General features: G+C 72.3%; 24 protein-coding genes and 3 pseudogenes. 10 read left to right on the top strand and 17 right to left on the bottom strand.

The window, feature by feature from the left end; genetic code table 11:
- A pseudogene (locus BLQ62_RS23105) lies at positions 1–295 on the bottom strand (glycoside hydrolase family 5 protein); the annotation flags it as partial.
- Between the two features lie 98 nt (positions 296–393).
- On the opposite strand from BLQ62_RS23105, the gene BLQ62_RS23100 reads away from it, so the two are divergent.
- Both BLQ62_RS23100 and BLQ62_RS23095 read left to right on the top strand, forming a co-directional pair.
- Complete coding sequence (locus BLQ62_RS23100; RefSeq protein WP_139184295.1) at positions 394–660, top strand: hypothetical protein; 267 nt, start codon at positions 394–396, stop codon at positions 658–660.
- Positions 624–1,124, top strand: coding sequence for a WecB/TagA/CpsF family glycosyltransferase (locus tag BLQ62_RS23095; protein WP_139184293.1), 501 nt, complete (start codon positions 624–626; stop codon positions 1,122–1,124). The genes BLQ62_RS23100 and BLQ62_RS23095 overlap by 37 nt, the downstream gene beginning before the upstream one ends.
- Before the next feature lie 31 nt (positions 1,125–1,155).
- On the opposite strand, the pseudogene BLQ62_RS23090 reads toward BLQ62_RS23095, so the two are convergent.
- The 4 genes and pseudogenes from BLQ62_RS23090 to BLQ62_RS23075 all read right to left on the bottom strand — a co-directional run bounded on the left by BLQ62_RS23090 (position 1,156) and on the right by BLQ62_RS23075 (position 5,309).
- A pseudogene (locus BLQ62_RS23090) lies at positions 1,156–2,204 on the bottom strand (glycosyltransferase family 4 protein).
- A gap of 210 nt (positions 2,205–2,414) precedes the next feature.
- Positions 2,415–2,888: pseudogene (locus BLQ62_RS24320) on the bottom strand (glycosyltransferase); the annotation flags it as partial.
- A 344-nt stretch (positions 2,889–3,232) separates the two neighbouring features.
- On the bottom strand, positions 3,233–4,228 hold the full coding sequence (locus BLQ62_RS24315; RefSeq protein WP_083350838.1) for a glycosyltransferase: 996 nt from the start codon (positions 4,226–4,228) through the stop codon (positions 3,233–3,235).
- Between the two features lie 142 nt (positions 4,229–4,370).
- Positions 4,371–5,309: a glycosyltransferase family 4 protein gene (locus tag BLQ62_RS23075; protein WP_231857555.1), complete on the bottom strand. Its 939-nt coding sequence runs from the start codon at positions 5,307–5,309 to the stop codon at positions 4,371–4,373.
- A gap of 184 nt (positions 5,310–5,493) precedes the next feature.
- Here BLQ62_RS23075 and BLQ62_RS24310 point away from each other — a divergent pair, with 184 nt between their 5' ends.
- Both BLQ62_RS24310 and BLQ62_RS23070 read left to right on the top strand, forming a co-directional pair.
- Entirely contained in the window at positions 5,494–5,664 is a 171-nt protein-coding gene (locus BLQ62_RS24310; protein ID WP_244499929.1) for a hypothetical protein, read from the top strand.
- Positions 5,661–6,971 carry an oligosaccharide flippase family protein gene (locus tag BLQ62_RS23070; RefSeq protein WP_244499928.1) on the top strand — a complete coding sequence of 437 codons (1,311 nt, stop codon included), beginning with the start codon at positions 5,661–5,663 and terminating at the stop codon, positions 6,969–6,971. The genes BLQ62_RS24310 and BLQ62_RS23070 overlap by 4 nt, the downstream gene beginning before the upstream one ends.
- Positions 6,972–7,554: 583 nt before the next feature.
- On the opposite strand, the gene BLQ62_RS23975 is transcribed toward BLQ62_RS23070, so the two are convergent.
- The 3 genes from BLQ62_RS23975 to BLQ62_RS23970 all read right to left on the bottom strand — a co-directional run bounded on the left by BLQ62_RS23975 (position 7,555) and on the right by BLQ62_RS23970 (position 9,420).
- Positions 7,555–7,695, bottom strand: a complete 141-nt coding sequence (locus tag BLQ62_RS23975) for a hypothetical protein (protein ID WP_170842931.1) — start codon at positions 7,693–7,695, stop codon at positions 7,555–7,557.
- 64 nt (positions 7,696–7,759) lie between these two features.
- Complete coding sequence (locus BLQ62_RS23065; protein WP_083350836.1) at positions 7,760–8,887, bottom strand: oligosaccharide flippase family protein; 1,128 nt, start codon at positions 8,885–8,887, stop codon at positions 7,760–7,762.
- Between the two features lie 26 nt (positions 8,888–8,913).
- Positions 8,914–9,420 (bottom strand): lipopolysaccharide biosynthesis protein, encoded by a 507-nt coding sequence (locus BLQ62_RS23970; RefSeq protein WP_170842890.1) that lies wholly within the window; start codon positions 9,418–9,420, stop codon positions 8,914–8,916.
- Positions 9,421–9,452: 32 nt separating this feature from the next.
- Between BLQ62_RS23970 and BLQ62_RS24425 the strand changes: the two genes are divergently transcribed.
- From BLQ62_RS24425 to BLQ62_RS23045, 3 genes are all read left to right on the top strand, one after another.
- The gene (locus BLQ62_RS24425) at positions 9,453–10,391 is read left to right on the top strand and encodes a glycosyltransferase family 4 protein (protein WP_231857555.1); all 939 of its coding nucleotides are present in this window, start codon (positions 9,453–9,455) and stop codon (positions 10,389–10,391) included.
- A 142-nt stretch (positions 10,392–10,533) separates the two neighbouring features.
- Entirely contained in the window at positions 10,534–12,558 is a 2,025-nt protein-coding gene (locus BLQ62_RS23050) for a glycosyltransferase (protein WP_068564749.1), read from the top strand.
- A complete protein-coding gene (locus BLQ62_RS23045; RefSeq protein ID WP_068564751.1) occupies positions 12,555–13,604 on the top strand; it encodes a glycosyltransferase family 4 protein in 1,050 nt (349 codons plus the stop codon). Before BLQ62_RS23050 ends, BLQ62_RS23045 begins: the two co-directional genes overlap by 4 nt.
- A 31-nt stretch (positions 13,605–13,635) precedes the next feature.
- On the opposite strand, the gene BLQ62_RS23040 is transcribed toward BLQ62_RS23045, so the two are convergent.
- A complete protein-coding gene (locus BLQ62_RS23040) occupies positions 13,636–14,367 on the bottom strand; it encodes a WecB/TagA/CpsF family glycosyltransferase (RefSeq protein ID WP_133298589.1) in 732 nt (243 codons plus the stop codon).
- Between the two features lie 98 nt (positions 14,368–14,465).
- Here BLQ62_RS23040 and BLQ62_RS23035 point away from each other — a divergent pair, with 98 nt between their 5' ends.
- Positions 14,466–15,665 (top strand): glycoside hydrolase family 5 protein, encoded by a 1,200-nt coding sequence (locus BLQ62_RS23035; protein WP_068531885.1) that lies wholly within the window; start codon positions 14,466–14,468, stop codon positions 15,663–15,665.
- On the opposite strand, the gene BLQ62_RS23030 is transcribed toward BLQ62_RS23035, so the two are convergent.
- From BLQ62_RS23030 to BLQ62_RS23020, 3 genes are read right to left on the bottom strand one after another with little or no spacing between them, the layout of a single operon-like run.
- A complete protein-coding gene (locus tag BLQ62_RS23030) occupies positions 15,652–16,758 on the bottom strand; it encodes a glycosyltransferase family 4 protein (protein WP_068564753.1) in 1,107 nt (368 codons plus the stop codon). The two genes, BLQ62_RS23035 and BLQ62_RS23030, sit on opposite strands and share 14 nt — an antisense overlap.
- The gene (locus BLQ62_RS23025) at positions 16,755–18,104 is read right to left on the bottom strand and encodes a glutamate-1-semialdehyde 2,1-aminomutase (protein WP_068564754.1); all 1,350 of its coding nucleotides are present in this window, start codon (positions 18,102–18,104) and stop codon (positions 16,755–16,757) included. Before BLQ62_RS23025 ends, BLQ62_RS23030 begins: the two co-directional genes overlap by 4 nt.
- Positions 18,101–19,204, bottom strand: coding sequence for a class I SAM-dependent methyltransferase (locus BLQ62_RS23020; RefSeq protein ID WP_068564756.1), 1,104 nt, complete (start codon positions 19,202–19,204; stop codon positions 18,101–18,103). Before BLQ62_RS23020 ends, BLQ62_RS23025 begins: the two co-directional genes overlap by 4 nt.
- Positions 19,205–19,218: 14 nt before the next feature.
- Here BLQ62_RS23020 and BLQ62_RS23015 point away from each other — a divergent pair, with 14 nt between their 5' ends.
- Positions 19,219–19,773, top strand: a complete 555-nt coding sequence (locus BLQ62_RS23015; protein WP_068531893.1) for a dTDP-4-dehydrorhamnose 3,5-epimerase family protein — start codon at positions 19,219–19,221, stop codon at positions 19,771–19,773.
- Between the two features lie 8 nt (positions 19,774–19,781).
- Here the strand turns inward: BLQ62_RS23015 and BLQ62_RS23010 are convergent, their stop codons facing one another.
- The 5 genes from BLQ62_RS23010 to BLQ62_RS22990 all read right to left on the bottom strand — a co-directional run bounded on the left by BLQ62_RS23010 (position 19,782) and on the right by BLQ62_RS22990 (position 24,850).
- The gene (locus tag BLQ62_RS23010; protein ID WP_068531895.1) at positions 19,782–20,798 is read right to left on the bottom strand and encodes an NAD-dependent epimerase/dehydratase family protein; all 1,017 of its coding nucleotides are present in this window, start codon (positions 20,796–20,798) and stop codon (positions 19,782–19,784) included.
- The gene (locus BLQ62_RS23005) at positions 20,795–21,448 is read right to left on the bottom strand and encodes a PIG-L deacetylase family protein (RefSeq protein WP_068564758.1); all 654 of its coding nucleotides are present in this window, start codon (positions 21,446–21,448) and stop codon (positions 20,795–20,797) included. Before BLQ62_RS23005 ends, BLQ62_RS23010 begins: the two co-directional genes overlap by 4 nt.
- Positions 21,445–22,227: a glycosyltransferase family protein gene (locus BLQ62_RS23000; protein WP_068564760.1), complete on the bottom strand. Its 783-nt coding sequence runs from the start codon at positions 22,225–22,227 to the stop codon at positions 21,445–21,447. The genes BLQ62_RS23005 and BLQ62_RS23000 overlap by 4 nt, the downstream gene beginning before the upstream one ends.
- Before the next feature lie 2 nt (positions 22,228–22,229).
- Positions 22,230–23,477 carry a class I SAM-dependent methyltransferase gene (locus BLQ62_RS22995; protein ID WP_068531901.1) on the bottom strand — a complete coding sequence of 416 codons (1,248 nt, stop codon included), beginning with the start codon at positions 23,475–23,477 and terminating at the stop codon, positions 22,230–22,232.
- Between the two features lie 431 nt (positions 23,478–23,908).
- On the bottom strand, positions 23,909–24,850 hold the full coding sequence (locus BLQ62_RS22990; RefSeq protein WP_068568955.1) for a GlxA family transcriptional regulator: 942 nt from the start codon (positions 24,848–24,850) through the stop codon (positions 23,909–23,911).
- A gap of 108 nt (positions 24,851–24,958) precedes the next feature.
- Here BLQ62_RS22990 and BLQ62_RS22985 point away from each other — a divergent pair, with 108 nt between their 5' ends.
- Positions 24,959–25,270, top strand: coding sequence for a putative quinol monooxygenase (locus tag BLQ62_RS22985; RefSeq protein WP_003941073.1), 312 nt, complete (start codon positions 24,959–24,961; stop codon positions 25,268–25,270).
- Positions 25,271–25,533: the final 263 nt, after the last annotated feature.

Raw genomic sequence — 25,533 nt, 5'->3', positions numbered from 1 at the left:
AAGCGTCGTCGCCCGCGTCGAGTCCGGGTTGCAGGAAGGTCCAGTCCACGGGGAGGCGGATCAGCCGGTGACCGCGCTCCCGCAACCGGGCGTACGTGATCGCGGGTTCCCCGGTCCCGGTGACGGTGGGGTGGTCGTAGATCGTGACGGCCTGCGTGAGCATGGTCGCGACGTTGATCCCGCGCATCCAGGTCGTGGCCGGCTCAGCCACCCGCGGCCGCGGTATCGCGAGCGTGGCGAGGACGAGCGCTGCGACGATCACCACGATCAGGGCTCCGCGGCGGATCGTGGTCATGTGCTCACCCCCGCAGCGGTTCTCGACGGTGCGCGGGGCACCGGGCTCGACACCGGCAAGCCTACTGCATTCGCAAACGGGACCGGTACCCTGAACCCGTGCACGACGTACACATGCTCGGGGTCCGGTTCGACGATCTGCCCTTCGACGAGGCCGTCTCGCGGCTGCGGGAGGCGGCGCGCGGCGACCGGACGCGCACCGTCGTCTTCCCCAATGCGGCGACGCTCAACCTCGCCGCGCAGTCGCGCGACTACCGCGACGTCCTGAACTCCTCGTCGTTCGTCTTCGGGGACGGCACCGGTGTGCGGGGGCCGCGCGGATGCGCGGCGTGCGGCTGCGCGCGAACCTCAACGGCACCGACGTGATCCCCGCGCTGCTGGCGGCGGCGCCCGGCCTGCGGGTGTACCTGCTGGGTGGGACCGAGGAGGTGAACGCGGCCGCGGCCGCGGCGGCCGCGCAGCGCTTCCCGGTCGAGATCGTGGGCCGCCACCACGGCTTCTTCGACCTCGACGACTGCCCCGAGATCCTGGCGGCGATCACCGCGGCCGCACCGGACGTGCTGCTCGTCGGCTTCGGCAATCCCCTGCAGGAGCAGTGGATCGCGCGCCACCGCGCCGCGCTGGCCGTGCCGCTGATCGCGGGAGTGGGCGGGCTCTTCGGGTTCTGGGCCGGCACCCGGACCCGCGCGCCCGGCCTGGCGCGGCGCCTGGGAGTGGAGTGGGTCGACATCCTGCTGCGCGAGCCGCACAAGGCCCGGCGCTACCTCCTCGGCAATCCCGCGTTCCTCGCGCGCGCCGCCCGGACCAGGGCCGCCGACCTGCGGAGCTGACCGGGTCCGATCCCCGTCACCCGCGCGGTGCTCAGCGCCGCGCGGGGCGGGCGCGCCGTGCGGGCCGGACGCTCCGCGCGAGGACCTCGGCGAGCGGCCGCACGGAGACCGGCGCGGCGTACGCGTGCAGGTAGTGCTCCCGCGCCGCGCGTCCCCGCCGCTCCGCCTCCGCGGGGTCGGCCAGGGCGTCGAACGCCCGGGCCAGGCCGGCCACGTCCTCCACGCCGATCGCGTCCTCCCCCGGGGGCTGGAACTCCGGGAGGGCGCCCTCGGTGGAGACGATCGGCGTCACCCCGAGCTGCATCGCGAGCACCTGCACCCCGCTCTGCGTGGCGAGCCGGTAGTGCGCCACCGAGCCCTTCGCGCGGGCCATCGGCGCCAGCACGTCGTCGTACGAGTACCGCCCTCGCTCCCAGCGCACCGACGGGGGCAGATCCTGCGGCAGGTCACCGTCGCCGATGAGGACCAGTTCGTCGCCGCGCCACCCCGGCCCGGCGACGTGACGCTCCCACGCGGCGAGGGTCACGCCGAGGTTCTTGTACTCCGACAGTCGCCCGACCGCCACGAAGTCCCGGCGGCCGGCGGCGGCCACGAACGGCGGCACGCGGGCCTCGTCGAGATCACTGGTCAGCGGCGCGACCGCGGCCGCGCCGACCCGCGCGCCGACGTGATCGCTGAACGCGACGGTCGCGGCCGCCGAACGGTTCCACCGGCCGAACAGCGCCCGCTCCCAGGCGGGGAAGACCTCGTCGGCACCGTGCGGTCGATCGTCGTGCACGAGGTTCACCCGGGGGCGCCGCCCGCGAGCAGCATCCAGCGCGGGTCGCGCACCAGCTCGGTGACCACCACGTCGGGGGCGAAGGCCCGCACCGCCCGCAGCCCGGCCGCGAAACCCGGCCAGGTGGAGGCCGTGCGCGGGCGGGCGTCGAGCACCCGCTCGTAGGCGCGCGCCCCGTCGGACTCCGGGTGCTGATCGGTGGTCACCAGGAGCACCTCCCAGCCGGCCTCGATCAGCTGCTCGCAGTACACCCGGGCCAGGGGCCGCATCCACGGCGAGAGCCAGAGAACGCGTCCCGTCATCGCAGGACCCCGGCGAACGCCGCCTCGTAGGCGTCGGGCCATGGCCTCGACGGAGTAGTTGGACCGCATCCGCTCGAATCCCCCTGTCGCCCAGGGCCGCCCCATTCCTGCGGGTGGGCGAGCATGTCGGTCATCGCCCGCGCGCCAGCCGTCGACGGTGACCTCCTCGACGAGGCGCCCGGCCTCGCCGTGGGCGAGGATCTCCGGGATCGCGCCGACGGCCGAGGCGACCACCGGCACGCGGCGGGCCATGGCCTCGAGGATCACCAGCGGGAAGGCCTCGTCGCGGCTGGGCACGCACAGCAGATCCGCCTCGGCGAGGGCCGCCTCGGGGCCGGGCGTCCATCCGCGCCAGTGCACGCGATCGCGCACGGAGTCCGGGGTCATGGCCTCGAGCCGCGCGCGGTCGGGACCGTCGCCGTAGATGGAGAGCTCCCAGTCCTGATCGGGAACGCCCGCCAGGGCGGCGGCCAGTAGGTGCGGGTTCTTGAACTCGACGGCGCGGGCGAGCACGACCAGGCGGCGCGGGCGGCCGAGCGGGGGCCGCGGCGGGACCTCGCCGCGGGCGGCGGCGCGGTCGATGCCGTTGGGCGCGGTGAAGACCGGTGCGTTCAGGTCCTGGAACTGCGGGCCCACGTCCCAGTGCCCGTCCGCGAGGCCGACGAAACCGTCGGCGCGGCGCATCGCGCGGGCCAGGGGCGCCGAGAAGGTCGGCTCCTGCGCGTCGAACCAGGAGTGGGAGGCGACCAGCCAGCGCCGGTCACGGCGGCCGGCGCGCCACAGCGTCGCGAATCCGGTCTCGGTGTTCGTGGTCGCGCTGATGAGGATCTGCGGGCCCGTGACGGGATCGAGCACGGGCGCGAACCAGGGCTGCCGGACGACGCGCACCGAGTGCGGGACGTCGGCGACGAGCGGGCCGAAGCGTTGCATGCACGCGATGGTCACCGGGTAGCCGCGCCGGTCGAGCTCGGCGGCGAGGAGCACGTGCTGCCGCTCGGCGCCGCCGTAGACCAGCCGGTTCGTCGTGATCACGATCGCGGGTCGATCGGTGGCGCGCGCCGCGCGGCGTGCGCGCGGCGGGTGGAGCGCTGCACGCGGTCGAGGACCGAGGTGCCGGCCAGGTACAGATCGGCGGTGCGGGCCCCGCCGTCGTGCTCGAGGTTGAGTGCGATGTTGGCGCGGAGCAGGTCGCCGGAGCGCCGGCTCGCGCGCGCGTCGTCGGCGACGGTGCCGCCGCTCGTGTGCGTGATCCCCTCGTCGTCAGTGAGGACCAGCCGCCAGCCCGCGCCGCGGGCCCGCTGCTGCCAGTCCGTCTCCTCGCCGTAGAGGAAGAACTCCTCGTCGAACGGGCCCAGCGCGTCCCAGGCGTCGCGCTGGATCGCCAGGCACGCGCCGGTCAGGTAGCCGTCGACCTCGGCCGGGGCCTGCGCGTACAGGTCGGAGAGCGGCGTGGCGCGCAGGCGCGGGGCGTACCCGGCGTACGAGACCAGTGCGCGGATCGGGCCCCGACGGCGGTGCGCGACGTCCCACTCGCGGTCGGCGGCGTCCCGATGTGCAGGATCATGAATTCTCGGCGCGGCTGCGGCGACGCCCGGAGACCGCAGCGCGGCACGGGTCGCAGCCAGATCGCCGCGCAGCACCGCGTCCGGGTTGAGCAACAGCAGATCGGCGTCGGGTGCGAGTGCGGCGAGCCGGTTGACCGCGGCGGCGAAGCCGACGTTCGTCCCGTCGCCGTGCCATGCGACATCGGGAAAATCTGCCCGCAACTCGGCCATCCCGGGCCAGTCCGCACCGGAGTTGTCCCAGATCAACGTACGTGTACGAGAAAGGTGCTCGGCGACGGAGTCCAGACAGGCCCGCAGGTCGTCCGGATTCTTGTAGGCCACGACGAGCACCGCGAGCGGGCGGTGCCCCGGCGTCGCCGGCGGCGGGGCGGACCGGAGTCCGCCGGGGAGATAGGCGCGGTCGAGCTCGCTCGGCACGAACTTCTCCTCACAGGTCGCCGGGTCCTTCAGCTTCGACATACTATACGGAAGGACAGCGTGGCATGATTCGGCATTGCACAGTCGGATCGCCGGCGCCGGCGCGAGGGAGAGGACGGCGGTGGACGAGTCAGCACGCCGCGGGCGGCCTCTCCGGGAACCCGGTCGCGTCACCGGGTCCGCGTCACATCGCGGTCAGCATGTCGGCCAGGTGCGCGGCCATGACCTCCGTCGTGAACCGCTCGCGCGCCCGTGCCGCTGCGGCGCGGCCCATCGCGATCCGCGCGGCGTCGTCGGCGAGCAGCTCGGAGATCGCCGCGGCCATCGCGTCGGGGTCCTCCGGCGGCACCAGCAGTCCCGTCACGCCGTGCTCCACGTAGTCGGAGACGCCGGGATTGTCCGTCACCACGACCGGGCGCCCGCTGGCCATCGCCTCCAGCACCACCGTGAGACCGGAGCCGGTGACTGTACGATGAAGTGCAATCGCAATCAGGCCCGCCCGGGCGTAGAGGTCGCGGATCCGTCCGTCCAAACGCTCGGTGTGCACCGTCACCAAGCCTTCGGGAGCGTCGAAATGCAATCCGGAGGCCAGTTCGAGATGTGCTCGGGGCCGCGTCGCGCGAACCCGCTGCATCGCACGGATCAGGGTGGCGTGGTCGCGGAAGCGGTCCTCGCCGGCGCTCACGACGAGATCCGTGTCTTCCGGAACCGGTTGCTCGACATAGAAATCGGTATCGATACCCAGGGGGATGAACTGCATACGGGAAGCGGCCAGCCCCCACTCCCGCTGGAGCACCGGCAGTACGGCCGAGCACTGCGCCCACACCGCCGCGGCCCGCGGCAGTGCGCGCGCCGCCAGCTCGCCGTGCACCCGGCCGGCGCCGGCGCGAGTGGTCAACCAGCCGACGCCCGCGGCGACCGGCGTCCTCCCCGTCAGCAGCGCCGGGACCCCCGTGCGCTCGTCGTAGGCGAGGATCGCGTCGCCGCCGCGCGCACCGGCTCCGAGCGTCCGTTCGACGAACTCGTAGCCGCCGGTGCGGTGCCGCACCGATCGGGCGAGCCGCTGCTCGACGCGCCCGCGGAGCCCCTCGCCGGGCCGCGCGGAGGCGAACTCGACGCGCATCCCATGATTCTCGAGCCGATGGAGGCCGTACGGTGACCGATCGGGAACTTCACCCGCCGCATGGCGGCGCGCCCACGCCGGAGCCGTCAATCCCCAGCAAGAGGCACCGTCACCCGCACCGAATCATCCCTTCGATCCGACGGCCACCCCGCCTCGGGAACGCACGCCCCCGCACCGTCTGGGGATGAGGGTATCGAGTCGCACAACGACACGGAGCGGGGGCGGGCGACACCCCGGCCGTATCGCCAAGGCGTTCGGCCTGCAGCTCGTCGCCCGCGTCGTCGGCCTCGTCGCCTCGCTCGCCACGATGGCGATCACCACGACCACCTCGGGCTCGTCTCCTACGGGCACCTGACCTCGGCGATCGTCTTCATCGGCCTGTGGACGAGCCTCACGGAACTGGGCATCGGCGCGGTCGTGGTCCGGCGCGTCACGTCCGGCACCGGCGATCTGCAGCACCTGATCCGGCTGAACGTCGGGCTGTCGCTGGCCTACTGCGTTCCCCTCGCCGCCGCGGCGATCGGGACGGGCTGGCTGATCTACCGCGACACCGCGGAGGTCCCGATGATGATCGCGATCATCGCCGGCGGCCTCGCGCTGACCACGTTGGCCTCGTGCTTCCAGCCGCTGTTCATGACCGACGTGCGGTTCGGCGCGGTCGCGGTCTCCGACGTCGGCGGACGCGCACTCTCGCTGATCGGCACCATCGTGCTGGTCCGGATCGACGCCGATCTGGTGTGGTTCGCGGCGGTGCAGCTGATCCCGCCGCTGGTGATGCTGCTCATCCAGGGCTTCGTCGCGCATCGGGCCGTGGGCATCCGCCCGGTGTTCTCGGCCCGGCAGAGCTGGGAGCTGATCCGCGAGAGCCTGCCCCAGACCGGCGTGCTCATCGTGGCGGCCCTGTACTGGCGCGCCGACGCCTTCCTGCTCAGCGTGCTCAGCACGCCGGCGCAGACCGGTGCCTACGGCCTGGCCTATCAGATCACCTCGAACGCCACGGTGATCTCCGCCGTCTTCCTGGCCTCGTCGCTGTCGACCATGACCAACCTGTTCGCCACCGACAGAGCCCGCTTCGCGCAGTTCGTCCAGCGCAGCGCGGAGGTCCTGATCTTCGTCGGCGCGCCGATCGCGGTGGTCGGCCTGGTCCTCTCGCCCAGCCTGATCGGGCTGCTCGCGACGCAGGAGTTCGTCGTGGCGGGCGGCCGGACGCTCGCGCTGCTCTTCATCGCGCTCGCCGTCACCTTCGTCACGGCGGTCCTGAGCCAGGCGCTCTTCGCGGCCCACGACCAGGTGTTCCTGCTGCGCCTGAACGTGGTGAACCTCACCGGCAACATCGTGCTGAACGTCGCCCTGATCCCGTTCTTCGGCGCGATCGGCGCGGCGAGCGCGCTCATCGTCAGCGAGGTCATCGGGATGGTCGTCGCCGGCTGGCGCCTGCGCTCGCGCGCGCCCTTCCAGGCGCCGTGGGGATACCTGCTCCGCCTGGCGGTGCCGCTCGCGGTCGCCACGAGCGTGGCGATCGTCCTGCGCCACCAGTTCGTCCTGATCCCGCTCACAGCTTCGGCAGTGGCATACCTGCTCACCAGCGCACTCGTCGGGCCGATCCGCCTGCGGACGCTGATGGGACTGGCGAAGCCCAGCTCCGGAGCCGACGAAGTGTGAGCAAGGCCGCAGGTGTGAGGTGCACTGCGTGAATCGACGTAGTACAGTCAATGCCGTATATATGCGATTGCAACAGCACTGAGGGAGACCCTGCCAATGAACGTCGCCGGCTTCCTGCGCTGGCACTCACCAAACCCGCGATCATCCTCCTGGTGATCGTCGCCGGCATCGCCGGCGGCGCCATCGGTGGAAGTCGACCACCTCGCACTTCGAGAGCAGTGCGCAGTCCTGGTGATTCCCCCGGAGCCGGCAGCGTCAACGCCAGGACAACCCCTTCACCAGCCTCGACTACGGCGCGGCCAGACGCCCAGGTGCTCACCGTGGTGGCCGGAGTCCCGCGCGGTGCCGCCGCGCTCGAGGGGGCCGGTGCCTCCCCCGACGTGACGATGATGCGCCGCGTCCGGCGACGGGCAACCCAAGCAGATCTCCCCGCTCATCACCTTCACGGTGTCCGCGCGACGGCCGAGCCAGTGAAGCACCTGGGGTCTGTGGGCTTGCGCCGTAATGAGCGCTGGCTCGGAACCGCCGGGGTGAATCACAGTTGCGTTGGAGCTGCCAAAAGTCCGGCGGACGTGCCGCCCAATCACCAGGACTGCCGCACTGCTCTCGAAGTGCGAGGTGGTCGACTTCCACCGATGGCGCCGCCGGCGATGCCGGCGACGATCACCAGGAGGATGATCGCGGGTTTGGTGAGTGCCCAGCGCAGGAAGCCGGCGACGTTCATTGGCAGGGTCTCCCTCAGTGCTGTTGCAATCGCATATATACGGCATTGACTGTACTACGTCGATTCACGCAAGTGCACCTACACCTGCGGCTTGCTCACACTTCGTCGGCTCCGGAGCTGGGCTTCGCCAGTCCCATAGCGTCCGCAGGCGGATCGGCCCGACGAGTGCGCTGGTGAGCAGGTATGCCACTGCCGAAGCTGTGAGCGGGATCAGGACGAACTGGTGGCGCAGGACGATCGCCACGCTCGTGGCGACCGCGAGCGGCACCGCCAGGCGGAGCAGGTATCCCCACGGCGCCTGGAAGGGCGCGCGCGAGCGCAGGCGCCAGCCGGCGACGACCATCCCGATGACCTCGCTGACGATGAGCGCGCTCGCCGCGCCGATCGCGCCGAAGAACGGGATCAGGGCGACGTTCAGCACGATGTTGCCGGTGAGGTTCACCACGTTCAGGCGCAGCAGGAACACCTGGTCGTGGGCCGCGAAGAGCGCCTGGCTCAGGACCGCCGTGACGAAGGTGACGGCGAGCGCGATGAAGAGCAGCGCGAGCGTCCGGCCGCCCGCCACGACGAACTCCTGCGTCGCGAGCAGCCCGATCAGGCTGGGCGAGAGGACCAGGCCGACCACCGCGATCGGCGCGCCGACGAAGATCAGGACCTCCGCGCTGCGCTGGACGAACTGCGCGAAGCGGGCTCTGTCGGTGGCGAACAGGTTGGTCATGGTCGACAGCGACGAGGCCAGGAAGACGGCGGAGATCACCGTGGCGTTCGAGGTGATCTGATAGGCCAGGCCGTAGGCACCGGTCTGCGCCGGCGTGCTGAGCACGCTGAGCAGGAAGGCGTCGGCGCGCCAGTACAGGGCCGCCACGATGAGCACGCCGGTCTGGGGCAGGCTCTCGCGGATCAGCTCCCAGCTCTGCCGGGCCGAGAACACCGGGCGGATGCCCACGGCCCGATGCGCGACGAAGCCCTGGATGAGCAGCATCACCAGCGGCGGGATCAGCTGCACCGCCGCGAACCACACCAGATCGGCGTCGATCCGGACCAGCACGATGGTGCCGATCAGCGAGAGTGCGCGTCCGCCGACGTCGGAGACCGCGACCGCGCCGAACCGCACGTCGGTCATGAACAGCGGCTGGAAGCACGAGGCCAACGTGGTCAGCGCGAGGCCGCCGGCGATGATCGCGATCATCATCGGGACCTCCGCGGTGTCGCGGTAGATCAGCCAGCCCGTCCGATCGCCGCGGCGGCGAGGGGAACGCAGTAGGCCAGCGACAGCCCGACGTTCAGCCGGATCAGGTGCTGCAGATCGCCGGTGCCGGACGTGACGCGCCGGACCACGACCGCGCCGATGCCCAGTTCCGTGAGGCTCGTCCACAGGCCGATGAAGACGATCGCCGAGGTCAGGTGCCCGTAGGAGACGAGCCCGAGGTGGGTCGTGGTGATCGCCATCGTGGCGAGCGAGGCGACGAGGCCGACGACGCGGGCGACGAGCTGCAGGCCGAACGCCTTGGCGATACGGCCGGGTGTCGCCCGCCCCCGCTCCGTGTCGTTGTGCGACTCGATACCCTCATCCCCAGACGGTGCGGGGGCGTGCGTTCCCGAGGGCGGGGTGGCCGTCGGATCGAAGGGATGATTCGGTGCGGGTGACGGTGCCTCTTGCTGGGGGATTGACGGCTCCGGCGTGGGCGCGCCGCCATGCGGCGGGTGAAGTTCCCGATCGGTCACCGTACGGCCTCCATCGGCTCGAGAATCATGGGATGCGCGTCGAGTTCGCCTCCGCGCGGCCCGGCGAGGGGCTCCGCGGGCGCGTCGAGCAGCGGCTCGCCCGATCGGTGCGGCACCGCACCGGCGGCTACGAGTTCGTCGAACGGACGCTCGGAGCCGGTGCGCGCGGCGGCGACGCGATCCTCGCCTACGACGAGCGCACGGGGGTCCCGGCGCTGCTGACGGGGAGGACGCCGGTCGCCGCGGGCGTCGGCTGGTTGACCACTCGCGCCGGCGCCGGCCGGGTGCACGGCGAGCTGGCGGCGCGCGCACTGCCGCGGGCCGCGGCGGTGTGGGCGCAGTGCTCGGCCGTACTGCCGGTGCTCCAGCGGGAGTGGGGGCTGGCCGCTTCCCGTATGCAGTTCATCCCCCTGGGTATCGATACCGATTTCTATGTCGAGCAACCGGTTCCGGAAGACACGGATCTCGTCGTGAGCGCCGGCGAGGACCGCTTCCGCGACCACGCCACCCTGATCCGTGCGATGCAGCGGGTTCGCGCGACGCGGCCCCGAGCACATCTCGAACTGGCCTCCGGATTGCATTTCGACGCTCCCGAAGGCTTGGTGACGGTGCACACCGAGCGTTTGGACGGACGGATCCGCGACCTCTACGCCCGGGCGGGCCTGATTGCGATTGCACTTCATCGTACAGTCACCGGCTCCGGTCTCACGGTGGTGCTGGAGGCGATGGCCAGCGGGCGCCCGGTCGTGGTGACGGACAATCCCGGCGTCTCCGACTACGTGGAGCACGGCGTGACGGGACTGCTGGTGCCGCCGGAGGACCCCGACGCGATGGCCGCGGCGATCTCCGAGCTGCTCGCCGACGACGCCGCGCGGATCGCGATGGGCCGCGCCGCAGCGGCACGGGCGCGCGAGCGGTTCACGACGGAGGTCATGGCCGCGCACCTGGCCGACATGCTGACCGCGATGTGACGCGGACCCGGTGACGCGACCGGGTTCCCGGAGAGGCCGCCCGCGGCGTGCTGACTCGTCCACCGCCGTCCTCTCCCTCGCGCCGGCGCCGGCGATCCGACTGTGCAATGCCGAATCATGCCACGCTGTCCTTCCGTATAGTATGTCGAAGCTGAAGGACCCGGCGACCTGTGAGGAGAAGTTCGTGCCGAGCGAGCTCGACCGCGCCTATCTCCCCGGCGGACTCCGGTCCGCCCCGCCGCCGGCGACGCCGGGGCACCGCCCGCTCGCGGTGCTCGTCGTGGCCTACAAGAATCCGGACGACCTGCGGGCCTGTCTGGACTCCGTCGCCGAGCACCTTTCTCGTACACGTACGTTGATCTGGGACAACTCCGGTGCGGACTGGCCCGGGATGGCCGAGTTGCGGGCAGATTTTCCCGATGTCGCATGGCACGGCGACGGGACGAACGTCGGCTTCGCCGCCGCGGTCAACCGGCTCGCCGCACTCGCACCCGACGCCGATCTGCTGTTGCTCAACCCGGACGCGGTGCTGCGCGGCGATCTGGCTGCGACCCGTGCCGCGCTGCGGTCTCCGGGCGTCGCCGCAGCCGCGCCGAGAATTCATGATCCTGCACATCGGGACGCCGCCGACCGCGAGTGGGACGTCGCGCACCGCCGTCGGGGCCCGATCCGCGCACTGGTCTCGTACGCCGGGTACGCCCCGCGCCTGCGCGCCACGCCGCTCTCCGACCTGTACGCGCAGGCCCCGGCCGAGGTCGACGGCTACCTGACCGGCGCGTGCCTGGCGATCCAGCGCGACGCCTGGGACGCGCTGGGCCCGTTCGACGAGGAGTTCTTCCTCTACGGCGAGGAGACGGACTGGCAGCAGCGGGCCCGCGGCGCGGGCTGGCGGCTGGTCCTCACTGACGACGAGGGGATCACGCACACGAGCGGCGGCACCGTCGCCGACGACGCGCGCGCGAGCCGGCGCTCCGGCGACCTGCTCCGCGCCAACATCGCACTCAACCTCGAGCACGACGGCGGGGCCCGCACCGCCGATCTGTACCTGGCCGGCACCTCGGTCCTCGACCGCGTGCAGCGCTCCACCCGCCGCGCGCACGCCCGCGCGGCGCGCGCCACCGATCGACCCGCGATCGTGATCACGACGAACCGGCTGGTCTACGGCGGCGCCGAGCGGCAGCACGTGCTCCTCGCCGCCGAGCTCGACCGGCGCGGCTACCCGGTGACCATCGCGTGCATGCAACGCTTCGGCCCGCTCGTCGCCGACGTCCCGCACTCGGTGCGCGTCGTCCGGCAGCCCTGGTTCGCGCCCGTGCTCGATCCCGTCACGGGCCCGCAGATCCTCATCAGCGCGACCACGAACACCGAGACCGGATTCGCGACGCTGTGGCGCGCCGGCCGCCGTGACCGGCGCTGGCTGGTCGCCTCCCACTCCTGGTTCGACGCGCAGGAGCCGACCTTCTCGGCGCCCCTGGCCCGCGCGATGCGCCGCGCCGACGGTTTCGTCGGCCTCGCGGACGGGCACTGGGACGTGGGCCCGCAGTTCCAGGACCTGAACGCACCGGTCTTCACCGCGCCCAACGGCATCGACCGCGCCGCCGCCCGCGGCGAGGTCCCGCCGCGGCCCCCGCTCGGCCGCCCGCGCCGCCTGGTCGTGCTCGCCCGCGCCGTCGAGTTCAAGAACCCGCACCTACTGGCCGCCGCCCTGGCGGGCGTTCCCGATCAGGACTGGGAGCTCTCCATCTACGGCGACGGTCCCGACCGCGCGCGGCTCGAGGCCATGACCCCGGACTCCGTGCGCGATCGCGTGCACTGGCGCGGATGGACGCCCGGCCCCGAGGCGGCCCTCGCCGAGGCGGATCTGCTGTGCGTGCCCAGCCGCGACGAGGCCTTCCCGCTGGTGATCCTCGAGGCCATGGCCCGCCGCGTGCCGGTGGTCGCCTCGGCCGTCGGCGCGATCCCGGAGATCCTCGCCCACGGCGAGGCCGGGCGCCTCGTCGAGGAGGTCACCGTCGACGGCTGGCGCGCGGCGATGACCGACATGCTCGCCCACCCGCAGGAATGGGCGGCCCTGGGCGACAGGGGATTCGAGCGGATGCGGTCCAACTACTCCGTCGAGGCCATGGCCGACGCCTACGAGGCGGCGTTCGCCGGGGTCCTGCGATGACGGGACGCGTTCTCTGGCTCTCGCCGTGGATGCGGCCCCTGGCCCGGGTGTACTGCGAGCAGCTGATCGAGGCCGGCTGGGAGGTGCTCCTGGTGACCACCGATCAGCACCCGGAGTCCGACGGGGCGCGCGCCTACGAGCGGGTGCTCGACGCCCGCCCGCGCACGGCCTCCACCTGGCCGGGTTTCGCGGCCGGGCTGCGGGCGGTGCGGGCCTTCGCCCCCGACGTGGTGGTCACCGAGCTGGTGCGCGACCCGCGCTGGATGCTGCTCGCGGGCGGCGCCCCCCGGGTGAACCTCGTGCACGACGATCGACCGCACGGTGCCGACGAGGTCTTCCCCGCCTGGGAGCGGGCGCTGTTCGGCCGGTGGAACCGTTCGGCGGCCGCGACCGTCGCGTTCAGCGATCACGTCGGCGCGCGGGTCGGCGCGGCCGCGGTCGCGCCGCTGACCAGTGATCTCGACGAGGCCCGCGTGCCGCCGTTCGTGGCCGCCGCCGGCCGCCGGGACTTCGTGGCGGTCGGGCGACTGTCGGAGTACAAGAACCTCGGCGTGACCCTCGCCGCGTGGGAGCGTCACGTCGCCGGGCCGGGGTGGCGCGGCGACGAACTGGTCCTCATCGGCGACGGTGACCTGCCGCAGGATCTGCCCCCGTCGGTGCGCTGGGAGCGAGGGCGGTACTCGTACGACGACGTGCTGGCGCCGATGGCCCGCGCGAAGGGCTCGGTGGCGCACTACCGGCTCGCCACGCAGAGCGGGGTGCAGGTGCTCGCGATGCAGCTCGGGGTGACGCCGATCGTCTCCACCGAGGGCGCCCTCCCGGAGTTCCAGCCCCCGGGGGAGGACGCGATCGGCGTGGAGGACGTGGCCGGCCTGGCCCGGGCGTTCGACGCCCTGGCCGACCCCGCGGAGGCGGAGCGGCGGGGACGCGCGGCGCGGGAGCACTACCTGCACGCGTACGCCGCGCCGGTCTCCGTGCGGCCGCTCGCCGAGGTCCTCGCGCGGAGCGTCCGGCCCGCACGGCGCGCCCGCCCCGCGCGGCGCTGAGCACCGCGCGGGTGACGGGGATCGGACCCGGTCAGCTCCGCAGGTCGGCGGCCCTGGTCCGGGCGGCGCGCGCGAGGAACGCGGGATTGCCGAGGAGGTAGCGCCGGGCCTTGTGCGGCTCGCGCAGCAGGATGTCGACCCACTCCACTCCCAGGCGCCGCGCCAGGCCGGGCGCGCGGGTCCGGGTGCCGGCCCAGAACCCGAAGAGCCCGCCCACTCCCGCGATCAGCGGCACGGCCAGCGCGGCGCGGTGGCGCGCGATCCACTGCTCCTGCAGGGGATTGCCGAAGCCGACGAGCAGCACGTCCGGTGCGGCCGCGGTGATCGCCGCCAGGATCTCGGGGCAGTCGTCGAGGTCGAAGAAGCCGTGGTGGCGGCCCACGATCTCGACCGGGAAGCGCTGCGCGGCCGCCGCGGCCGCGGCCGCGTTCACCTCCTCGGTCCCACCCAGCAGGTACACCCGCAGGCCGGGCGCCGCCGCCAGCAGCGCGGGGATCACGTCGGTGCCGTTGAGGTTCGCGCGCAGCCGCACGCCGCGCATCCGCGCGGCCCACCGCACACCGGTGCCGTCCCCGAAGACGAACGACGAGGAGTTCAGGACGTCGCGGTAGTCGCGCGACTGCGCGGCGAGGTTGAGCGTCGCCGCATTGGGGAAGACGACGGTGCGCGTCCGGTCGCCGCGCGCCGCCTCCCGCAGCCGCGAGACGGCCTCGTCGAAGGGCAGATCGTCGAACCGGACCCCGAGCATGTGTACGTCGTGCACGGGTTCAGGGTACCGGTCCCGTTTGCGAATGCAGTAGGCTTGCCGGTGTCGAGCCCGGTGCCCCGCGCACCGTCGAGAACCGCTGCGGGGGTGAGCACATGACCACGATCCGCCGCGGAGCCCTGATCGTGGTGATCGTCGCAGCGCTCGTCCTCGCCACGCTCGCGATACCGCGGCCGCGGGTGGCTGAGCCGGCCACGACCTGGATGCGCGGGATCAACGTCGCGACCATGCTCACGCAGGCCGTCACGATCTACGACCACCCCACCGTCACCGGGACCGGGGAACCCGCGATCACGTACGCCCGGTTGCGGGAGCGCGGTCACCGGCTGATCCGCCTCCCCGTGGACTGGACCTTCCTGCAACCCGGACTCGACGCGGGCGACGACGCTTTCCATCCGGCGTACTGGAACGCGATCCGGGCGGAGGTCGGCAAGATCGAGGCGGCCGGCATGCGGGTCGTGCTCGGCCTGCACAACGGGTGCGAGTGGCGCGCGCCGCGCTCGACCGCGGCACCGCGGGTCTGCGGCGCCGGGCTCACCGTCGAGCAGACGAACCGGGTCTGGCGCATGCTGTCCGCCGGCTTCCGCGACGAGCCGGCCGTCGTCGCCTACGACCTGTTCAACGAGCCGACCCGGTTCAGCCACCCCACCCGCGGGGACCTGCAGTCCGCGGACAAGCCCCCGTACGCGGTCTACCAGCGGCACGTGCAGGAGGTGGTCACGGCGCTGCGCGAGGTCGGCGACCGCAAGGTTCTCTGGGTGGAGTCCCTGTGCTGTTCGCGGTTCTCCGACTTCGCCTACACGGACCCGCGCGGCGGCTGGGTCGACGACCCACTGGGCCGCATCGTGTACTCGCAGCACATGTATCCGGTCAGCAAGAGCGGCGAGGGCGAGGTCTTCGACCCGGCCAAGCTGGACAGGAACTACGTCCGGGACGCGGGACGGCCCTGGTCGGACCGCGGCTACGAGACGGGTTTCCTCGGCCGGCTGCGCACGTTCGGCGAGTGGTGCGCCCGCAGCGCCGTGGAGTGTTCGGTCGGCGAGGTGGGCTGGTACGGCCCCGGCCAGAGCGCGGCCAGCGCCGAGCAGTGGAACCGGCTCGGCGATCGGTGGTACGCGCTCGCCAACACGTACGGCCTCGCCGTCACGTACTTCGGGACGTCCTCGGCCTTCCACGGTCCGCTCTGGGCCTACGACGCTCCGGGCCCCGACGCGTGGTTCCCCGCGCCGGGCCTGTCCCGCCTCCAGTCCCAGGCCGCCGTCATCGAGAAGCCCGAGCACCTCACCCGCGAGTAGCCGCGGGCCCGCCCTCTGCCGCCAGCTCGATCCAGAGCGCCGCCAGCCGCGCGTGCCACGGCTCGATCGCGAAGTCGTCGGCACGGGTGCGGGCCCCGGCCGAGATCGCAGCGCGCAGTGCGGGATCGGTCACCAGCCGCGCGAGCGCGGCGCTCAGCGCGGGGACGTCGCCCGGCGGGACGAGGAGGGCGTCCGCGCCGTCGGTCACCGCGTCCGGGATCGCGCCCACGGGTGTGGTCAACGGCGCCAGGCCCGCGGCCATCGCCTCCAGCAGCGCCATCGGCAGACCCTCGTCGTAGCTGGGCAGGGCGAAGACCTGCGCGGCCGCGAGCAGCTCGTCGCGCCCGGCCGCGTCGACCCAGCCGCGCACCGTCACCGCGTCCCCGACGCCGGCCGCGGCGACCGCGGCGCGGACCTCGTCCACCTCGCCGTCGCCGGCCAGCGTGAGGTGCAGGCGCGCCCGGATCTCCGGTGGCAGGGCCGCCACCGCCGCGACGAGGTCGTAGCTGCCCTTGCGCTCGCCGAGCCGGCCGAGCGCGACGACGCGGACCACCCCGTCGGGCGGCGCGGCGGCGGCCCGGGCGGGAACGGCGGGCACGGGGTTGTAGAGCACCTCCACGTCGCCGCGGGGCAGTCCCATCGCGGCCGCGTACTCGGTGGCGAGCCCGGTCCCGAGGACCAGCCAGCGGTCCGCGGGCAGGGCCGCACGCACGAGCGGCCGTGCGGGAGCGGGGAGCCCGGTGACCCACCCGCCGAAGTCGTAGCTGTGCCCGTGCACCACGGCCGGCACGCGGCGCAGGCGCGCCGCCCAGAGCACGGGGGCCTTGCGGACCACGCTGCCGCCGTGCGAGAGGTGCACGTGCACCACGTCCGCCTCGCCGCGCAGCACGGCCAGCACGCCGCGCGCCATGCCGCCGAGGCCGGTGCGCAGCCGCTGCCCGACGGTGCCGTCGACGTAGGTGGTCAGGAGCCGCACCGCGATCGCGGGATCGGGCTGCGCCGCCATGTGCCCGACGACGGTCGCGATCCCGCCGCGGCTCGCCGGGCCGGGCGCCGCGGGGCCCACCACGAGCACCCGGGTCGGCGCGGTCACGACGGGCCTCCGGTCAACCGCCGCGGCGCCGCGGTCCGGCGCAGTGCGGGCGCCACGGGCCGGCCCTCGAGCAGCCCCTCGACGGTGCCCGCCTCCAGGGCCTTCCGGTACGGCACGAGCGCCGCCGCGACCGCGTCGACGGTGTGGTCGACGTCGGCGTCCGTGTGGGCCGCGGAGATCACGAAGGACTGGCCGAGCACACCGCGCCGCAGCAGCTCCTGCAGGAACAGCGTCCGGTACGCCTGCGACGGCGCGCCGTCGGCGTCGCGGGTGGTGAAGACGAGGCACGACGGCCGCCCGATGGCCCGCACCGCGTCGCCGACGCCCGCCGCCGCGGCGGCCGCGTTCACCCCGTCGGCCAGGCGCCGCCCGGCGCGCTCCATCGCGCCCACGGGATCGCCCTCGCGGTAGGACCGGGCGACGGCGCGGAAGGCGGTGAGCGAGACCGTCTCCGGGCCGTGGGTCGTGGACAGCAGGAAGACCCGGTCGGCGTCGGTGTTCAGGCCGCCGAGTTCCATGAGCGCGCGCTTGCCGGCGAGCGCCGAGATCGGGAAGCCGTTGCCCATGGCCTTGCCCCAGCACGAGAGATCGGGCGTCACGCCGAAGACGGACTGCGCGCCGTGCGGCGACCAGCGGAACCCGGTGATCATCTCGTCGAACACGAGCACGGCGCCGTGCTCGTCGCACAGGGCCCGAACGGTTTCCAGGAAGCCGGGCTCGGGCTCGGCGAGCGCGGTGGCGGCCTCGAGGAACACCGCGGCGATGCGGCCGGGGTGCTCGGCGAACCGGGCGCGCAGGGAGTCGGCGTCGTTGTAGCCGAACCGGACCGTGAGATCGGTGATCGCGGTGGGGATCCCGCCCGCCATCTCGGTGGATCCGATGAACCAGTCGTCCACGGAGAAGAAGGGTTGATCGCAGATCGCCACCAGATCGCGGCCGGTGGCGGCGCGCGCGAGCCGCAGCGCCGCGGTGGTGGCGTCGGAGCCGTTCTTGCCGAACTTGACCATGTCGGCGGTGGGCACCATCGCGAGGAAGTCCTCGGCGGCGTCGAGCTCCGTCGTCGTGGGCCGGCTGAAGTTGAGCCCGTCGTCGAGGCAGGCGCGCACGGCGTCCACCACGGGCGGGTACGCGTGGCCCAGGGTCACGGCGCGCAGGCCCATCCCGTACTCCACGTACTCGTTGCCGTCGGCGTCCCAGACGCGCGCGCCGCGGCCGCGGGTCAGCACCGGCGGCATGAACTCGGGGTACTGGTCGGCGCCGCGGGCGTAGGTGTGCGCGCCGCCGGGCACCAGGTGGTGCAGGCGGTCCTGCAGTTCGCGCGAGCGGGTGAAGTCGGGTTCGGTCATAGCTCGGTCACCAGTCTTCCGCGGAGGGCCGGCCAGGCCTCCAGCACCTCGTCGTGCAGGTCGGGCAGGGTCAGCAGGACGGGCCCGTCGAGCGCGGCGAGGTGCTCGGGCGGCACGATCGGGATGTCGGTGCCGGGCATGCGACGGCCCTGCTTCGACGGGGAGGCGTCGGCCACGCAGGACACGAGGGCCGCGTCCAGTCCGGCCAGCGCGAACAGGGCGACGGCCCGCGAGGCGGCGCCGTAGGCCCCGACGGTGCGGCCGGCCGCCGCGTGCTCCTGCGCCCACGCCCGGAGCGCGCGCGCCTGGTCGGCGGGCGCCGCACTGAGGGTGCGCAGGCCGGCGGGGGTGCCGAGGCCGGAATCCGCCTCCTCGGCGAGGATCCGGCGGACGACGGGGTCCGCCGTGCCGGCGCCGGGGACGACGTCGGCCGCGCCCGTGTGCCGCACCGCGAGCAGCACGGTGCCCCCGTAGAGGTCGAACTCGAAGGCGCGCACCGGCTCCAGCCCCGCGGCGGCGAGCAGTCGCACCAGGGCGGTCAGCGTGTAGTAGCCGAAGTGGCCGTGCCGTAGGGCGGTCCACTGCAGGTGGTCGACGATGCCGCCGAGCGGCTGGTACTGCAGCAGGAGCACGCCGCCGGGTGCGACGGCCGCGGCGCGCGCGGCGAAGGCGGCCCGCTGGTCGGGCTCGTGCATGATGCCGAAGCTGTCGAGGACCACGTCGGCGGGACCGTCGGCCTCGTGGAAGCCGCGGTCGGCGAGCAGCGGCAACCAGGTGCCGCCGTGCGGGCTGCCGAACTCGCGCACCGTCGTGCCGCGGAGCAGGCCGGCGTCGGCGACCCGGGCCACCGCGTCCGCGGCCTGCTCGCGCAGGGCCCGCGGCTCCACGCCGCGGGGCTCGTCGGTGACGGTGTCGTCGTCGGCGAGCTGCGCGAGGCCGCACGCCGCGCACAGGTCCATCGCGAGGGGATGGGCGGATTCGCCCGGGTCCACCGGGGTACCGGCGGGCGGGAAGTGATCCGCCGCGGGGACGCGGCCCAGGTCGAGCACCCGGGTGAGTTTGACGGAGCCGCAGGCGCGGCACGTGCGCGCGTGTCTCATGGCAGCATGTCCCCATGCGCATCGAGCAGACCGACCTGGCCGACGTCCTGCTGCTGGTCCCCACCCCGCACGCGGACGACCGGGGCCTGTTCACCCGCACCTTCGACGCGGACGTCTTCGACGAGTACCTCGGAGAGCGCGGCGCGGCAGCGCGTTTCGTGCAGGATTCCCAGTCCCGCTCGGTGCGCGGCGTGATCCGCGGGATGCACGGCCGATCGGGTCGCGGCGAGGCCAAGCTGGTGCGCTGCGCGCACGGTGCGGTGCACGACGTGCTGGTCGACGCGCGACCGTACTCGCCGACGTTCGGCCGCAGCAGGGCCTTCCGACTCGACGACGAGACCTTCCACACCCTGTACGTGCCGCCGGGCTTCCTGCACGGCTTCCAGGCGCTGACCGACGTGGCGGACGTCTGCTACCGGATCGACCGTCCGCACGATCCGAGCGAGGATCTGGCGGTGCATCACGCGGATCCCGAGCTGGCCCTGCAGTGGCCGCTGGCCGCGTCGATCGTCTCGGCGCGCGACCGGGCGGCGGGCACCTGGGCGCAGCTGCGCGGCCGCCTGGGCTGAGCGGTCCGTCATCGCCGCCGCATCGCCGCGTCGATGACGTCCCTGCCCTGCAGGTCCTTGAGCACCGCGAGCCGGGTGAAGTCCTGGTGGAAGGAGTGCTCGGTGAGCCCGTACTCGGTGTAGGCCTTGTGCAGCTCGGCCGCGCCGTCCGGCACGGTCCACTGCGCCTCGAAGCCGAGTTCGTCGCGCGCGCGGGAGAAGTCGACCCGGTAGGAGCGGGGGTCGTTGCCGGCCTCGCCCGTGATCCGCACGCCGGCGTCGGGCACCACGTCGACCACGGCCTGCGCGATCTCGGCGACGGTGACGTTGTTGCGCTCGGTGCCGACGTTGTACGCGCGGGCGGAGACGGTCTCCTTGGGCGCGGTCAGGCAGGTCGCGAAGGCCCGGGCGATGTCCTGCGCGTGCACCAGCGGACGCCACGGCGTCCCGTCGGAGAGCACCAGCACCTCGCCGGTGAGCACCGCGTAGCCCATCAGGTTGTTGAGCACGATGTCGGCGCGCAGCCGGGGCGAGAAGCCGAATGCCGTGGCGTTGCGCAGGAACACGGGCGTGAAGTCGGCATCCGCCAGCGCCGCGGCGTCGTCCTCGACCCGCACCTTGCTGATCGCGTAGGGCGTGATCGGGTTGAGGGGCGCCTCCTCGTCGACGAGGCCGTCGCCGGCCGCGCCGTACACGGAACAGGTGGAGGCGTAGAGGAACCGGGAGACGCCCGCCTCCTTGGCGAGCCGGGCGAGGCGGCTCGAGGCGGCGTGGTTGATGTCGTAGGTGATCTCCGGGGCGAGCGAGCCCAGCGGATCGTTGGACAGCGCCGCGAGATGGATCACGGCGTCGAAGCCCTCGAGCTGCTGAGCCGTGACGTCGCGCAAGTCGGTGGTGAGCGTGGGCGGGTCCGTGACCGCGGGGCCGAGCACGCGATCGGCGAAGAGCCCGGAGTCGAGGCCGGTCACCTCGTGGCCCGCCTCCTGCAGGACCGGCGTCATCACTGTTCCCAGGTACCCCTGGCTGCCCGTGAGCAGGACCTTCATCGGTTGCCTCCGAATTCCACGATCGCTTTCTCCAACATGAAGCCCTCGGCGTAGGTGGAGCGGCACTGGATGCCGCGCAGACGCGCGAGGCCGAGGAAGGACTCGTCGTCGAACCAGTCGTGCTCCACCTGCGAGGGGTAGTGCTCCGCCAGCAGCCGCGTCTTCGCCATCACGGCGTACGCCGAGAGCGGGTTGAAGACGGTGGGGCGCGGGGTGTCGGTCTCCCACTTGAGGATCTCGTAGCCGAGGATCAGGTGGTCCCGGAACTCCTGCGGCACCAGCTCCGCGAGTTGCCGGTGGTCCTGGTGTGCGTCGCCGCGGTGCGGCGCGAACACGATGTCGGGCGAGGTCGACCGCTTGAACTGCGCCAGCAGCGATTTCTCCCGCTCCCAGTGCGCGGGCGTCCGCCCGTCGGGCAGGTCCAGCACGCTCACGTGCAACTCCGCCTCGGGCGTGAACGCGGCCAGCGCCGCCCGCTCCTCCGCCTCGCGGGGGGTGCCGGCGCCGGTCGCGACGAAGGCCCGCACGCGCAGGCCGGGATTGGCCTGCGCCAGCTGTAGCAGGGTGCCGCCCATACCGATCGCGATGTCGTCGCAGTGCGCCCCGAGGACCGCGATCTCGGCGACGCGGCCGGGGGAGAGTCCGATCATGCGACCGGGTCTTTCCAGACCATCCAGGGGCGATCGCCACGGGCGTAGCCGGCGTCGAGCTCGGCCCGCTCCTTGAAGGTGTCGGCCGGCTTCCAGAAGCCGGTGTGCTTGTAGCCCAGCAGCTTCCCTTTCGCGGACAGGGCCGTGCACGCGTCGGCGACCAGGTCGCCCCCGGGCGGCAGGTGATCGAAGACCTGCTGGGTGAGCACGAAGTAGCCGCCGTTCTCCCAGATCGGGAACTCGGAGACCGGGGTGATGCCGGTGACCTTGTCGTCGCCGTCGACGTCCACGCAGTGGAAGGAGGACTGCGGCGGCACCAGCAGCATCGAGGCCGCGGAGCCGCTCTCGCGCACGCGATCGATGATGGTGTTCATCGGCGCGTCGCTGAGCACGTCGGCGTAGTTGGCGAGGAAGTACTCGTCGCCGTCGAGGTAGGGGCGTACGCGCCGAAGCCGTTCGCCGATGGCCGATTCGAGGCCGGTGTCCACGAAGCTGATGGACCAGTCGCTCATGTCCGTGCCGAGGAGCTCGACCTCGCCGCCGCGGATCACGAAGTCGTTCGACTCGGTCTCGCGGTAGTTGAGGAAGTAGTTCTTGATGTGCTGCGCGCCGTAGCCCAGGCACAGGATGAACTCGGTGTGCCCGAAGTGGGCGTAGTACCGCATCACGTGCCAGATCAGCGGGCGCGGGCCCACCAGCTGCATGGGCTTGGGCACCATGTCGTCCGCGGTGTTGCGCATGCGCATGCCGTAGCCGCCGCAGAACAGGACCACCTTCATCTTCAGACCTCCTCGGCGACGGCCTGCGGCCGTGCGGTGTGCAATCGGGGCATGGGGTAGACCACCTCGGTGCCCTGCTCGATCAGGGGACGCAACTGTTCGGTGATCTCGGTCTCGAGGTTCCAGGGCAGCACCACCACCACGTCCGGGCGGTCGGCTTCGAGGCGCTCCGGCGCGTGGATGGGGATGCGCGTGCCGGGCGTGAATCTGCCGTGCTTGTACGGGTTCCGGTCCACGGTGTACTCGAGCAGGTCGGGCCGCACACCGCAGTAGTTCAGCAGGGTGTTGCCCTTGCCGGGTGCGCCGTAGCCGACGACCCGCTTGCCCTCGGCGCGCCGCTCCAGCAGGTAGCGCAGCAGGTCCTGCCGGGCCCGGTCGGCCATCGCCTGCATGCCGGCGTACCCGGCCAGCGCGTGCAACCCGGCCTCCTCCTCGATCCGCAGCACCGCGCGGACGCGGTCCGACGGTGCCTGCGCCACCGCGTCCGGCCGCGCCCACACGCGGATCGATCCGCCGTGCGTGGGGATGGTCTCGACGTCGACGACGGTCAGCCCCGCGGTCGCGAGCGCGCGCTGGGCGCTGAGCACGGTGTAGTACTGGAAGTGCTCGTGGTAGATCGTGTCGAACTGGCCCTCGGCGACGAGCGCGAGCGCGTGGTGGACCTCGATGCTCAGCCAGCCGTCGTCCGCGAGCAGACCCCGCAGTCCCGCAGTGAATCCCAGCAGATCCGGGATGTGGGCGTACACGTTGTTGGCCACCACGAGATCGGCGGGGCCGTACTCCGCCCGCACCTGTGCGGCGGTCTCCGGGCCGAGGAAGGCGGTCACTGTCGGGACGCCGCGCTCGCGGGCGGCCTGCCCGACGTTGACCGATGGCTCGATGCCGACGCACGGCACGCCGGCCGCGACCGCGTGCTGCAGCAGGTAGCCGTCGTTGCTCGCGACCTCGACGATGAGGCTGTCGGTGCCGAGGCCCAGCCGGGCGATGGACTCGTCGACGAAGCGGCGGGCGTGGTCGACCCAGCTCGCGGAGAACGACGAGAAGTACGCGTACTCGGAGAAGGTCTCCTCGGGGAGGATGAGTGCGGGGATCTGCAGCAGCAGGCACTGCTCGCAGATGCGCAGGTGCAGCGGGTAGGTCGGTTCCGGGGCATCGAGATCGGCCGCGGTGAGGAACAGCTCACACGGCGGTGTGGCACCGAGATCGACCACACTCCGCAGCTGTGACGAGCCGCACAAACGGCAATTCATGATGGTTTCCGTAACTGTCGGCGGGCGCTTCGTTGATGGCTCTTCCCAGATGAGGGTGTAGGTCGGTCGGGCGCGTCGGTCCGCAGATAGACGTCGAGGTCTCCCGACGATGGAGGTTCCTACGCCATCCATCCGAAAGACCTCGACGTGACCGACACAACCCCGCCGGCCGGCTTCGGCCGCCCTGACCTCACCGCCTTCGCGGCTCATCCCAATCGACCCTGATCGGGTCTGCTGACCCCCTCGACGAGAACGCAGCGACATCACAGCCACCCAACCCCGACCGTCCGGGAAGCTGGGGCACGTCACACGGCCTGTGCTGCGGGCGTGTCGAGTGGGTCGTCCAGGGGCGACGCAGGAGCGTCGACGCGACGTGCTGAGAGGTGGTTCCAACCGAGCGCTAGGACACTGGCTACAGGCATGGCGATAGGTCAGGAACGGCGTCGCTCCCTGCGCAGGAGGGAGCGCAGAGTCTCGGCGTTCGCGTAGCCGACCCGTAGCGCGATCTCGGCGGAGGTGAGGTCCGTGGTTGCTGAGAGGTGCCGAGCTCGTTCGATGCGAAGCCGTTGGACGAAGCCGAGCGGAGTGAGGTTGAGCGCCGCACGGACTCGTCGTTCGAGGGTGCGCCGGCTGGTGCCGAGCGACTGCGCGACGAAGGCGACGTTGAACGGTTCGTCCAGGCGGGCGCGCACGAAGCGTTCGAACTCGACGACGATCGGGTCCTCGTGCCGGAGATGTTCGTAGGCGACGAAGGCCGCCTGCGACGGACGCTCGTCTATGATGAGGAGCTTGGCGACATGTTGGGCCAGGTCGGGGCTGATCGATCGCACGAGTGAGAGCGCGAGGTCGATGTGGGCGAACGCGGCGCCGGCGGTGACGAGGTTCCCGTCGACCACGACCATGGTGTCGAGATCGAGGGCGACGGTCGGATAGCGCTTCAGGAACTCCGGCCCCAGGAACCAACTGGTCGTCGCCCGCCGATGATGCATCCGTCCAGTCTCGGCGACAGCGAACACGCCGGTGCACGCCGCGGCGATCCGGGTGGTCGCCTCGTCGAGGCGCCCGAGCGAGGCGATGACCGAACGAGCATCTCGGCTCTGGAGGGCGTCGTGGGTCGCGGCGGCCGTGAGGGTTCCAAGCGCAGGGACGACGACCACGTCGAACTCTCCGGACTCCGACAGCGGGTGGTCCACCGACAGGGTCATCGATGCCGTCGTGGTCACTCGCCGTTTCGGTCCGAGGATGGCGAGTTCGATCGCGTCGATCCGCGGGTCGACATCGCTGCGGGCTCCGTCGGCCACCCGCACGATGTCGATGATCGACGCGACAGCCGAACCGAAGCAGCCGTCGATCGCGATCAGTCCGATACGCATGGCGCCAACAATAGCAATACTGCCGTATACGCCACTTCTCACATGCCCTTGCTCGTCATACGCTGAACTCGCTTCACCAAGAAACCTCGACACCTAGGAGAACCCCTCATGTCCACACCCGCATCACTTCCGTATGCCTTCGTCGCCAAGATCGTCGCGGCCGATGGACAGCACGACGCGCTCGCCGATCTGCTCGCCGGCGCTGTCGCGCTCGCCAACGAAGAAGTAGGAACGATTGTCTGGTTCGCGGTCAGGACCCACGCCGACACCTTCTGGATCTTCGATGCATTCCCCGACGAGGCCGCTCGCGACGCCCACGCCAACGGCGCCATCGTCGCAGCCCTGATGGCCAACCAGCACCTCCTCGGCGCAGCACCCGAGATCCTGGCGGCCGACGTCCTCGCGTCCAAGCTTCCGTAGTCCGCCAACGCACGAGACGATCGCGCCCCGCCGAGCCGTCGCCAGGTCGCGACGCAGCGCCACGCTGCGTTGCCGAGCGGTGCGAGGCCTATCGGCACACGGACAGGATGTCCGAGCGTTCATCCGGCGAGGGGTCCGTCGCAGAGGAGAGCGACGTCGGGTGTCGGGCAGAGCCGTGAGGCCAGCGCATCGCGCGACCATCAGAACCGAACCGCCCCTGCCCTACGTTTCCGCAGGTCAGGGGCTGTTCGCCGGAGCCGCCT

This window comes from Tsukamurella pulmonis (assembly GCF_900103175.1).
Lineage (GTDB): Bacteria > Actinomycetota > Actinomycetes > Mycobacteriales > Mycobacteriaceae > Tsukamurella > Tsukamurella pulmonis.
This window is presented reverse-complemented; position numbering and strand designations above follow the sequence as displayed.